This is a genomic window from Prochlorococcus sp. MIT 1306 (genome assembly GCF_047304515.1).
In the GTDB taxonomy this organism is placed as follows: Bacteria; Cyanobacteriota; Cyanobacteriia; order PCC-6307; family Cyanobiaceae; genus Prochlorococcus; species Prochlorococcus marinus_D.
In genome coordinates, this window is the sequence record NZ_CP138959.1 from 858934 (window position 1) to 872433 (window position 13500).

Genomic DNA, 13500 nt, shown 5'->3' on the forward strand with positions numbered 1-13500 from the left:
AGTAATCTAATGCTGCTTAGGCGTAAATCGCCTGAATGAATTCCCCCAGTGATTTGTCACCATAGATTTTAAGCTAACTATTTTAAGTCACCTAAAGCTAAATTGAACGCAATACAATTCTTGGTTCTTAGTTTTTTTTGACTCACAAAGTCAACGGGTCTTGAAAGACATCAGCTTGCATGTCGTCATCGTTGGCATTTTCGTTGCCATCAGCGCCGATCACCCCTGAAGTACCAGGAGCTTCAAGGGAGCTGACGTAGTCGCTGGAGGCCTCGATGGCATTTTGATTTTTAAAGGAGTCGTTATCCCAGGCTGCATCACCTGTTGTGCCTTGGCTATCAAGCTCGTTCCAAGAGACATCACCGGATCCAACAAAGTTTTGATCGCCGTCGTGCAGTGATTTACCCCAGTCAGCGTCAAGGACCGATAGATCAGCTAGATCGATCTTGCCGTTGAAGTCGGCATCAACGTCGTGGGCAACGCTGGCAGCATCAATCATCGTGTCGTCTGGTCCTTGCCCTCCTGGTACAACCGTGTGCTGTTGCCTTGCTGCACCAGCGTTGAGGTAAGCGAGGTCTTTCATTGAGACCCGGCCGTCGTAGTTGAGGTCACCTTGATAGGTGATCAGGTTGCTGGAGCCTTTTTCATTGATAAAGACATCAGAGTCATCGGCCGTGATGCTGAGAATGCCATCAGCAAGATCAACGACCTTGCCAGCATCACCAGTTACTTTGATATCAGCAACAAGCTTGGTTGATTCGCGATCATCTTCAACAAACACACCATTTTTAAAGTTGCCACTAGTGAGTGAAGTCTTGCCATCGACAAAGCTATGGCCGACAAGTTCGGCATTGGCATTGCCGTAGGCAGAGACTACGAGGTTATTGCTATCGGTATTGCCGACATTGAGCCATTCTGATGTTGCCGAAACGGTGTCACCAGAGCGGATGAGATTGGTGAACGTTGCATCACTACCAATCACACGATCAGTACCAATGATGAGGCCATCACCTTGCTCCTCAATATTGATCAATGCTTGATAGAGGGTGACGTCTTGCCCCTCAACGGCAATTGCTCCACCGAGATCACTAAGGCTGCTGATTTCTCTATTGGTGAAACCAGTTCCATCGTTGAACTTACGTGAGAAGACGGTTTCTTCCTGGTTGGCTGTGATATTAAATGTGAGAGGACTTACAAATAGACTTCCATCGGCATTGTTGTATTCACTTTCACCAGGAGCTGGATTCGCAAGGCTCTGCTCATCGAAGTCGAGAGCAATCGAAGCGAGAACGGTTTCATTGGTAATGGGAGAACCTTCTCCAAGATCACCAAGGCTTGCAGCTGCAATTCGGATGGTTCCAGCTTCGTTATCAATTTCAACGGCATTAGCAACATTGAAGTTTTTGCCAATTTGAATGTCTTCAGCTTTAATATTTTTGAAGATAACTGGATCAAAGGCAATGGTGATGTCAGCACCTTCTAGGATGTAATCATCAGCGAGAGTTTCGCCAGTGATCTGAAGTTCATAACGCTTGCTGTAATCAATACCGCCGAAGCGTTGATTGCCTACGGTTTGGCCTAAAACACCAAGTTGATCAAGGGCAGTATTGGAATTAGCCTCAAATAGCTGGTAGGTGAAGGCTGCTGCTGCATCTTCAAAACCATTTAAGTTTGCTCTAACAGAAGATATTGATACATCAGGTAAGTCATCAGTGAATAGATTCTCAATCTTAAAGTTTAGTTTATTTGTATCTACGATCTGATTGAGAATAGTGTCTAGATCAACATCTCCCCAAGCATTGCCATGGCTGTATGAAGTCTCCCAATCGCCAGTCGCTTGGTTTAAATGCCAATTCGCATGGGCTTCAATACCATTCTCTCGATAGTTGATATTAGTAGTAATGCTTGTTACCTGAGCGCTGACAAGAGTATCTGTGCCAATGAGCTCCTCGTTTTGATTTCGTGTTTCAATTAATGCATGTCTGTCGAAGTAAGCGTTTTCGTAGTCGTCGCCGTAATAATTACCCTTGTTGGCGTTCATGCGAGCATGCCTGTTGTAATTATCAGCTCCGTCAATAGTCAAATTATAATTAACAACAAGATTCGAATTGCCATGTTCTGTGTCTGTGTAGCCGCCAATGATGGCTCCAAGGTCAATATCTAGTTGCTCTGTAAAAGCTTTCTTGTTAAGCAAATCGAATACATCTACTGTTGCGTCTAATCCAAAATCAAAAATAGTGTCACCAGGTGACGTGAAATCAAAGCTTAATTCACTTTTTCCTCCTCCTGCGGCAAGTTCGTAGGCATCTAATGAGCCAACCAACTTAAAGCTTGGCGAAAGCTCATTTATTCCACTATTAGAATTCTGGTTGAAATAGCCAGCAAAAATTGTATTCAGATATGTGGAATCAGCCTGGAAATTGATGGTTGTTTCGAAACTTTCGTTTTCTCCATAGTCATCGAAGTAACGACCTGCAAGCGCGACCAAGTCATTGGCTGTCCATTTACCAATCGCGTATTCAATACTGGTTCCATCAGGTGTTGTATTGACGGCATCTATGTTCATGCCGGGTATGCCGCCGGATATTCCTGGTGCCCAATCATTGTTATCGTTGTCACCAACGTTCAGATATGTCCAGAAGCTGCCTTGACCATCACTGTTTCGGCCTCTGAAATGTATACTTCCATTATTTACGCCCAGGATATCGGCATCTATATCTAGATTTAGATCAATCTTTTCTTGAAGATAATTATACTTTTCTTCTCTAGTTAGTGATGCGTCGACTAAAACATCCAGGCTGACCTCGCGTGGACCAGCTGAACCCTCCGCCCAGTTAAATTGATAGTCGCTACCGTTTAGATCTTGGTCTGTGAATCTGTGAGTAAGGCTCTCTAAAAAATCTGATGTTAATTCAATTCTGACATCTGGACTATCTTTTAGAAGAGTTGCTTCTTGGCCAGGAAAATCTTCGCTTGTTCTTGCATAGATATCACCTGATAGACCCAATTGGTGAATACCGGCCTCTCTCGCGTCAATATTCATAAAAACGCTTTCACCTAAGGCGAGCCCACTTTCGCCTTCAAACCAGTGGGAGGTTCCCCCACTCTCGAGCTGCCCGACTAAAGATACGAGATACCTATTGAATTCATGACTAGTATTAGTCGATAATTGCAGCGGATATTCATCGCTTGCCCCTCTATAGTCTTCATACATATCCCAATTCATCCATTGATGACCTTGGGGAATACTGGATCCAGTTTCGTTGCCAAAGGAGAAGGCCACGCTCCCGCCGGCCGATCGAGGAAATGAGTCCGTTCCGCTTACGTCAACTTCAAGCCGTAAGTCGCTCAAGGTATTTACGTAGTCTTCCCAGCTGTTGACCGTCGCCGTCTCAGCTTCTCCCGTCCACCAACTGGTGCTGCCTGTCCCGGACTGCCCTATTGTCCAGTCGCTACCTGATAATTCATTATCAGTGTTGAGGACATTTTGACTTGGATTGGATGTGACCATGAAGACCTCCTCATCCAGGGGATGGCGTATGGGCCTGTATCAACCGTAGGAAAGACCTATTGTTTTCATTATGCCTTAATGTTGTTGTTTGACCCAATCTCTTGAGACATTGAAACCTTTTGCTAGCAAGGCATCTGAGCAGTTCTACTCAGTCTTGATTTGAGATTGAGCAATGGTTTTGTCTTTTTTAGGTAGAAGCTCTTAAAAGCCCAGTTCGAGGATGAGGTAACGCAAGTCTTTGCTTTGGAGACCTCGCTGTTGTTATCTAGATTTATATTAGTGTCATTCATATTATTCACCTCAACTTAAACTCAAGGGATCTTGAAAGACATCAGCTTGCATGTCGTCATCGTTGGCATTGTCGTTGCCATCAGCACCGATGACGCCTGTTGATGTTGGTGATTCCAAGGAACCAACGTAATCAGGAGAAGATTCGATGGCATTTTGATCTTTAAAGGAGTCGTTATCCCAGGCTGCATCGCCTGTTGTGCCTTGCTGATCGAGCTCGCTCCAAGAAAGATCAGCAGAACCGTGGAAGTCTTGATCACCGTTATGCAGTGTCTTGCCCCAGTCAGCGTCAAGGACCGCAAGATCAGCCAGATCGATTTTGCCGTTGAAATCGGCATCAACGTCGTGGGCAACGCTGGCATCCACCACACCATTGCCGTCTTGGTCTTGCCCGGTTGTGTTTTCAGAAGTGGTTTGTTGCCTTGCAGCCCCTGCGTTGAGGTAGGCGAGATCTTTCATTGAGACCCGGCCGTCGTAGTTGAGGTCACCTTGATAGGTGATCAGGTTGCTGGAGCCCTTGTTATTGACAAAGACATCAGAGTCATCGGCTTGCAGGCTGAGGATGCCATCGGAGAGATCAACCACATTGCCTGCAGCACCTGTGATTTTGATATCAGTGACAAGTTGGAAGGATTCACGATCAGATTGATCAAATTGGCCTTTGACATACCTACCGCTTTTAACGCTGCTGATGTCATCAACAAAGTGATAGTCGCTTAGTTGAGCATTGGCGTTGTCGTAGGCCGTCACTTGAATGTTGTTGGCATCTGTATTGCCAACATTGAGCCATTCGGTTGTTGCAGTGATCGTGTCACCAGAGCGAATCAGGTTGGTGTAGGCCGTATCAGAACCAATGACCCTCTGACTACCAAGAATCAAACCATCATCGACCTCATAGATGTTGATACCAGCGGAATAGAGCTTGACCTCAGTGCCATCAACATGAATATTTCCACCGAGATCAGCCAGGCTCTTGATCTCACGATTGAGCAATCCACTGCCATCTTCTTCTGTATAGGAGCGAGAGAAGACGGTTTCATCTTGATTGGCTTCTATTTCAAAGATCAGTGGGCTAGCAGCAAGGCTGCCGTCTTCTTGGATGCCTAAGGTTTTGAGAGTGCCCTCATCAAAATCAAGAGTTAAAGAGGCAAGTAAACGCTCTGAGGAGATGCCATCGCCTTGCGCTAGATCAGAGAGGCTAGAAGCAGCGATGCGAACAGCACCTGTTTCGTTATCGATGTGGACAGCATTGGCCAGAGGAAGATCAGTGCCGATTTGGATATCGGAGGCATTGATGGCTTGGAAGATCAGTGGATTGAACTTGAGAGTGACATCAGCACTTTCAAGGTTGTATTGATCGAGCAGAGATTGAGCCGTGATTTCGAGTTTGTAGCGATCAGTGCCATCAACGCCTTGGCCTAAGACAGCTAATTGATCAAGAGCCTGGTTGGAATCAGCACTAAAGAGCTTGTAGTTAAAGGCAACGGCCCCTGAACCATCTTCTAATGATGTTGAGGTGTCGTTGATTTGAACAGCCTCAGATTGAGCAAGGAGTTGTTGGCGTGCTTGATCAGAGAAGAGCTTGACGATCAGGCTCTCAAGGCCTTCTGTAGTGAGATCTTCTGCGAAGGTGTGGGATAAAGCAATATTGCCATCGTTGTCAATCTGACTGGAACCACTGATTTGTCCGGTTCTTAGATCTGCTTTTGTGAAGTTGTCTCCTTCTAGAGCCCAGAACAGTTCAGTGCCGAGATCAACATTTGTAGTGTTTACTGTTGTGTTTAGGGTGTCGCCTTCATTGAGGGAGTTGCTTGATGTGTTGAGTGAATAAGTAGGAGGAGTCTTCGATGTATCGTTGATTTGAACAGTGGATGATTCAGCAAGGAGTTGAGAATTTGTTTGATCAGAGAAAAGCTTAACGATCAGGCTCTCAAGGCCTTCTGTTGTGAGATCTTCTGCGAAGGTATGAGAGAAGGAGAAGTTGCCATCAGAGCCGACATAATTAGAACCAGTGAGTTGGCCATTGACTAAATCATCTGCAGCGATGTTCTCTCCTTGAAGAGCCCAGAACAGTTCCGTGCCGAGATCAACATCTGTGGTGTTTACCGTTGTGTTTAGGGCCTCGCCTTCATTGAGGGAGTTGCTTGATGTGTTGAGTGAATAAGTAGGAGGAGTCTTCGATGTATCGTTGATTTGAACAGTGGATGATTGAGCAAGCAGTTCATTGCCTACTTGATCAGAGAAAAGCTTAACGATCAGGCTCTCAAGGCCTTCTGTTGTGAGATCTTCTGCGAAGGTATGAGAGAAGGAGAAGTTGCCATCAGAGCCGACATAATTAGAACCAGTGAGTTGGCCATTGACTAAATCATCTGCAGTGATGTTCTCTCCTTGAAGAGCCCAGAACAGTTCCGTGCCGAGATCAACATCTGTGGTGTTTACTGTTGTGCTTAGGGTCTCGCCTTCATTGAGATAATTGGTTGATGTGTCTAGTGAATAAGTAGGAGGAGTCTTCGATGTATCGTTGATTTGAACAGTGGATGATTGAGCAAGCAGTTCATTGCCTACTTGATCAGAGAAAAGCTTAACGATCAGGCTCTCAAGGCCTTCTGTTGTGAGATCTTCTGCGAAGGTATGAGAGAAGGAGAAGTTGCCATCAGAGCCGACATAATTAGAACCAGTGAGTTGGCCATTGACTAAATCATCTGCAGCGATGTTCTCTCCTTGAAGAGCCCAGAACAGTTCCGTGCCGAGATCAACATCTGTGGTGTTTACCGTTGTGTTTAGGGCCTCGCCTTCATTGAGGGAGTTGCTTGATGTGTTGAGTGAATAAGTAGGAGGAGTCTTCGATGTATCGTTGATTTGAACAGTGGATGATTGAGCAAGCAGTTCATTGCCTACTTGATCAGAGAAAAGCTTAACGATCAGGCTCTCAAGGCCTTCTGTTGTGAGATCTTCTGCGAAGGTATGAGAGAAGGAGAAGTTGCCATCAGAGCCGACATAATTAGAACCAGTGAGTTGGCCATTGACTAAATCATCTGCAGTGATGTTCTCTCCTTGTAGGGCCCAGAACAGTTCCGTGCCGAGATCAACATCTGTGGTGTTTACTGTTGTGCTTAGGGTCTCGCCTTCATTGAGATAATTGGTTGATGTGTCTAGTGAATAAGTAGGAGGAGTCTTCGATGTATCGTTGATTTGGACAGTGGATGATTCAGAAAGGAGTTGAGAATTTGTTTGATCAGAGAAAAGCTTAACGATCAGGCTCTCTAGACCTTCTGTAGTGAGATCTTCTGCGAAGGTATGAGATAGGGAGAAGTTGCCATCAGAGCCGACATAATTAGAACCAGTGAGTTGGCCATTGACTAAATCATCTGCAGTGATGTTTTCTCCTTGAAGAGCCCAGAACAGTTCAGTACCAAGATCAACATCTGTGGTGTTTACCGTTGTGTTTAGGGTCTCACCTTCATTGAGGTAATTGGTTGATGTGTCTAGTGAATAAGTAGAAGGAGTCGTTGAAGTATCGTTGATTTGAACAGTGGATGATTCAGCAAGGAGTTGTGAATTTGCTTGATCAGAGAAGAGTTTAACGATCAGGCTCTCTAGACCTTCTGTTGTGAGATCTTCTGCGAAGGTATGAGAGAAGGAGAAGTTGCCATCAGAGCCGACATAATTAGAGCCAGTGAGTTGGCCATTGACTAAATCATCTGCAGTGATGTTTTCTCCTTGAAGCGCCCAGAACAGTTCAGTGCCGAGATCAACATCTGTGGTGTTTACCGTTGTGTTTAGGGTCTCGCCTTCATTGAGGTAATTGGTTGATGTGTTTAGTGAATAAGTAGAAGGAGTCGTTGAAGTATCGTTGATTTGAACAGTGGATGATTCAGCAAGGAGTTGTGAATTTGCTTGATCAGAGAAGAGTTTAACGATCAGGCTCTCTAGACCTTCTGTTGTGAGATCTTCTGCGAAGGTATGAGAGAAGGAGAAGTTGCCATCAGAGCCGACATAATTAGAACCAGTGAGTTGGCCATTGACTAAATCATCTGCAGTGATGTTTTCTCCTTGAAGCGCCCAGAACAGTTCAGTGCCGAGATCAACATCTGTGGTGTTTACCGTTGTGTTTAGGGTCTCGCCTTCATTGAGGTAATTGGTTGATGTGTTTAGTGAATAAGTAGAAGGAGTCGTTGAAGTATCGTTGATTTGAACAGTGGATGATTCAGCAAGGAGTTGTGAATTTGCTTGATCAGAGAAGAGTTTAACGATCAGGCTCTCTAGACCTTCTGTTGTGAGATCTTCTGCGAAGGTATGAGAGAAGGAGAAGTTGCCATCAGAGCCGACATAATTAGAACCAGTGAGTTGGCCATTGACTAAATCATCTGCAGTGATGTTTTCTCCTTGAAGAGCCCAGAACAGTTCCGTGCTCTCCTGAAGATCTGTTGTACTAACCATTGTGGTAATCCACTCACCTTCATCTATTTCTGTATTAGAAGTATTTACACTGTATGTTGGCTCCGCCTGCGGTACTGAAAACTTGCTTACAAAGACTTGATACCATTCATCTGTCGCAAGGCCATCGAAATCATCACCGCCGAACGTATCTCCAGTGAGATAGATTGACCCATCACTATAGGAGGAAACTGTTAAAGCATAATCCCCCCAACTTGACCCCAGGAGATCACTCCACCCCCTATTGCCATCATTGTTATACTCACTAATAAAGACATCGCTATGCCCTTTATTCAAATTTCCATCTAAATCACTATATGTTTCACCTGCGATATATATATTGTCATTGCTACCTGTTGTGATGTCTGCGATGAATGTATCCGAATTGGCTCCAATTTCTGTTGTCCACTCCTTGCTTCCGTCAGAAGAATATTTATTCAATGAAGGCGTGCTATAGCCATTGCCTCTATCTGCAACATAGAGGGATCCCTCGCTGTCTGTGGTTATGTGATTTTCTATTTGATTTGTGTCATTGTAAAGTTGCTGGGTCCACTCATTGTCTCCATTGGTATTGAATTTGCTTATAAAGGTGTCGCCAACGTAGTTTGAGTAATCCGTAACTCCAGTGATATAAATTGAACCATCGCTGCTGGTTGTTATGCTGTTTGCAGAATCATCCCCACTAGTACCAAACATTTCTGTCCACTCACTATTGCCGTTCGAGTCATACTTTCTAATATATGTATCCCATTCTCCTTTGTTGTCTTGCCCACCCAAATCAAGGGTTGTGTGTCCAGTGATATAGACAGAATGCTCCTCATCAACACTTATGGCGTTAGCTGAGGACCAGTTAAATTCTGGTATTGCTTGGATGAAATCATCATTGGTAATGATTCTCGCAGAGCCCGAAATACTTTGCCATTTTAGATCTCCATCCGAATTATACTTTCTTAAGAATAGATCGCTACCAGGAGAAGTGTAGGATGTACTTCCTGAATTATTTACTACAAAGTGTTTTAATCCTATTACTCCTCCGGCAATATAAACCGAACCATCACTGCCAGTCTCAATGTCGTATACATAAGTTTTGGTATTGTCGATGTCCCATAATGTTTTGCTCCACTCTTTGCTTCCGCTAGAATTATATTTCACCAGAGAAGACTTAACTGTTCCATAGCCACTTCCTGTTTCTACGCTCATATATGTAGAGCCGTCACTTGCCGTTATTGGGTTATTCGCATAAACCTTCGGCTCATATATTCCTCTGCCTTCATTTATATCTATTAATCTTGTCCAGTCTTTTGTAACCTTTTTGCTGTTATCTAGATTTATATTAGTGTCATTCATATTATTCACCTCAACTTAAACTCAAGGGATCTTGAAAGACATCAGCTTGCATGTCGTCATCGTTGGCATTGTCGTTGCCATCAGCACCGATGACGCCTGTTGATGTTGGTGATTCCAAGGAACCAACGTAATCAGGAGAAGATTCGATGGCATTTTGATCTTTAAAGGAGTCGTTATCCCAGGCTGCATCGCCTGTTGTGCCTTGCTGATCGAGCTCGCTCCAAGAAAGATCAGCAGAACCGTGGAAGTCTTGATCACCGTTATGCAGTGACTTGCCCCAATCGGCATCAAGAATGGACAGGTCGGCGAGATCGATTTTGCCGTTGAAATCGGCATCAACGTCGTGGGCAACGCTGGCATCCACCACACCATTGCCGTCTTGGTCTTGCCCGGTTGTGTTTTCAGAAGTGGTTTGTTGCCTTGCAGCCCCTGCGTTGAGGTAGGCGAGATCTTTCATTGAGACCCGGCCGTCGTAGTTGAGGTCACCTTGATAGGTGATCAGGTTGCTGGAGCCCTTGTTATTGACAAAGACATCAGAGTCATCGGCTTGCAGGCTGAGGATGCCATCGGAGAGATCCACCACATTGCCTGCAGCACCTGTGATTTCGATATCAGTGACAAGTTGGAAGGATTCACGATCAGATTGATCAAATTGGCCTTTGACATACCTACCGCTTTTAACGCTGCTGATGTCATCAACAAAGTGATAGTCGCTTAGTTGAGCATTGGCGTTGTCGTAGGCCTTCACTTGAATGTTGTTGGCATCTGTATTGCCAACATTGAGCCATTCGGTTGTTGCAGTGATCGTGTCACCAGAGCGAATCAGGTTGGTGTAGGAAGAATCAGAACCAATGACCCTCTGACTACCAAGAATCAAACCATCATCGACCTCATAGATGTTGATACCAGCGGAATAGAGCTTGACCTCAGTGCCATCAACATGAATGTCTCCACCGAGATCCCTAAGGCTCTTGATCTCACGATTGAGCAATCCACTGCCATCTTCTTCTGTATAGGAGCGAGAGAAGACGGTTTCATCTTGATTGGCTTCTATTTCAAAGATCAGTGGGCTAGCAGCAAGGCTGCCGTCTTCTTGGATGCCTAAGGTTTTGAGAGTGCCCTCATCAAAATCAAGAGTTAAAGACGCAAGGATGCGCTCTGAGGAGATGCCATCGCCTTGCGCTAGATCAGAGAGGCTAGAAGCAGCGATGCGAACAGCACCTGTTTCGTTATCGATGTGGACAGCATTGGCTAGAGGAAGATCAGTGCCGATTTGGATATCGGAGGCATTGATGGCTTGGAAGATCAGTGGATTGAACTTGAGAGTGACATCAGCACTTTCAAGGTTGTATTGATCGGTAAGCGATTGAGCAGTGATGTCTAGCCTGTAGCGATCAGTGCCATCAACGCCTTGGCCTAAGACAGCTAGTTGATCAAGGGCCTCGTTGGATTCATCACTAAAGAGCTTGTAGTTAAAGGCAACGGCCCCTGAACCATCTACTGATGTTGTTGAGGTGTCGTTGATTTGAACAGTTGATGATTCAGCAAGGAGTTGCTGGCGTGCTTGATCAGAGAAGAGCTTGACGATCAGGCTCTCAAGACCTTCTGTAGTGAGATCTTCTGCGAAGGTATGAGAGACGGAGAAGTTGCCATCAGCGCCGACTTGATTAGATCCAGTTAAAGCCCCTATGCGTAGATCTTCTTGTGTGAAGTTGTTTCCTTCTAGAGCCCAGAACAGTTCGGTGCCGAGGTCAACATCTGTGGTGCTTACTGTTGTGTTTAGGGTCTCGCCTTCATTGAGGGAATTGCTTGATGTATTTAGCGAGTAAGTAGGAGGAGATGTTGAAGTATCGTTGATTTCAACAGTGGATGATTTAGCAAGGAGTTGTTGGCGTGCTTGATCAGAGAAGAGTTTAACGATCAGGTTCTCTAGACCTTCTGTTGTGAGATCTTCTGCGAAGGTATGAGATAAGGAGAAGTTGCCATCAGAGCCGACATAATTAGAACCAGTGAGTTGGCCATTGGCTAAATCATCTGCAGTGATGTTGTCACCTTGTAGGGCCCAGAACAGTTCAGTGCCGAGATCAACATCTGTGGTGTTTACTGTTGTGCTTAGGGTCTCGCCTTCATTGAGATAATTGGTTGATGTGTCTAGTGAATAAGTAGAAGGAGTCGTTGAAGTATCGTTGATTTCAACAGTGGATGATTGAGCAAGCAGTTCATTGCCTACTTGATCAGAGAAGAGCTTAACGATCAGGCTCTCTAGACCTTCTGTAGTGAGATCTTCTGCGAAGGTATGAGATAAGGAGAAGTTGCCATCAGAGCCGACATAATTAGAACCAGTGAGTTGGCCATTGGCTAAATCATCTGCAGTGATGTTGTCACCTTGTAGGGCCCAGAACAGTTCAGTGCCGAGATCAACATCTGTGGTGATTACTGTTGTGCTTAGGGTCTCGCCTTCATTGAGATAATTGGTTGATGTGTCTAGTGAATAAGTAGAAGGAGTCGTTGAAGTATCGTTGATTTCAACAGTGGATGATTGAGCAAGCAGTTCATTGCCTACTTGATCAGAGAAGAGTTTAACGATCAGGCTCTCTAGACCTTCTGTTGTGAGATCTTCTGCGAAGGTATGAGATAAGGAGAAGTTGCCATCAGAGCCGACATAACTAGAACCAGTGAGTTGGCCATTGGCTAAATCATCTGCAGTGATGTTGTCACCTTGAAGCGCCCAGAACAGTTCCGTGCCGAGATCAACATGTGTAGTGCTGATGTTTGTTGTTAGGCTTTCTCCCTCGTTGAGGTAATTACTCGTCGTATTGAGTAAATATGTTGGGGTTTCGTCTAGATTATTGACAGCAAGTGTAAACGACTTTGCTATTGCCAATCCATCGCTATCTGTAGCTTGAAGCCTGATTGAATAATCAGACTTGGTCTCATAGTCTGCTGGACCGTTGATATTTAGTTGATCACCGATGATACTAAAAAAGGAATTATCGCCATTCTCACTTCCTAATGCGAAAGAGAAGCTATGGCCATTCTCAGAGTCAGGGTCAGTCGCTGTTAGTGTCGCAATTGTGGATCCTGCAGTCAGGTTCTCATCAAAACTTTCTGATGAAAGGTTAATGTTTGTGGGGAAGTCATACTTAACCTGATTAAACTTGAGGCTTTCTATGCTTGATAAGTTATCAATGCCATCACGATTAGAAATGCTATCAGAAACCTCAAATTCATTGTTGTTTGTATTTAGGCTTAATACATAATCTTTTATGTCTCCACTGTATTCTGCAATATCTGATGCTTCGCCTCCAGATATTGTGTCGTTGCCTTTCCCGCCAGTAATTGTATTACTGCCTTGTCCGGCATAAATAATATCGTCCCCCTCCCCGGCATCAACCATGTCATGGCCTTTGCCAGAATCGATTACATCTTCACCTTTTCCGCCATTAATCGTGTCATTACCATGACTTCCCTGAAGGCTGTTGTTATATTCATTGCCTACGATGTAATCATCAAAAGAAGACCCTTTTGCATTTTCGATTACGGCATCACCAGTTGAGTTATAGGCAATCGTGTATCCCTTCAGTTCACCATCAAGTTGGGAAACAAATCCTCCGCCACCGATTTCATTTTCAAGTGTTGCATTGCGTAGATCTATCGTGACTGAGCCACTGGCTGTAGATCCATCAATTATGTCGGTTCCACCCGCATCCCAAATCGAATTGAATCCGTCTAAATCATTGCTTAGAGAATATATATTATCTTCTGTAGCATTGGTTTTATTTGCTCCATATAGATACTGTATTGCTGCAATATCAAAAGCTCCTAGACCAGTTAGATAACCTTCAAAATCTGGAGATGCCGGAGTGTATTCATTAGCATTAATGTCATTATATGTCATTACTGTCCAAGGTGAGGCG

The 13500-nt window shown here is 44.6% G+C and carries 3 protein-coding genes; all 3 read right to left on the bottom strand.

The features are described 5' to 3' along the window. Positions 1-142: 142 nt before the first annotated feature. The 3 genes from SIB74_RS04595 to SIB74_RS04605 all read right to left on the bottom strand — a co-directional run bounded on the left by SIB74_RS04595 (position 143) and on the right by SIB74_RS04605 (position 13481). Positions 143-3511, bottom strand: a complete 3369-nt coding sequence (locus SIB74_RS04595; RefSeq protein ID WP_413681789.1) for a hypothetical protein — start codon at positions 3509-3511, stop codon at positions 143-145. Positions 3512-3811: 300 nt separating this feature from the next. Further along, positions 3812-9436, bottom strand: coding sequence for an SBBP repeat-containing protein (locus SIB74_RS04600; protein WP_413681790.1), 5625 nt, complete (start codon positions 9434-9436; stop codon positions 3812-3814). 157 nt (positions 9437-9593) lie between these two features. Then, entirely contained in the window at positions 9594-13481 is a 3888-nt protein-coding gene (locus SIB74_RS04605; protein ID WP_413681803.1) for a cadherin domain-containing protein, read from the bottom strand. Positions 13482-13500: the final 19 nt, after the last annotated feature.

Excerpts from the sequence above, each read along its gene's own strand:
- SIB74_RS04595 (WP_413681789.1), bottom strand. The coding sequence starts at position 3,511 with ATGGTCACATCCAATCCAAGTCAAAATGTCCTCAACACTGATAATGAA.
- SIB74_RS04600 (WP_413681790.1), bottom strand. The coding sequence starts at position 9,436 with ATGAGCGTAGAAACAGGAAGTGGCTATGGAACAGTTAAGTCTTCTCTG.
- SIB74_RS04605 (WP_413681803.1), bottom strand. The coding sequence starts at position 13,481 with ATGACATATAATGACATTAATGCTAATGAATACACTCCGGCATCTCCA.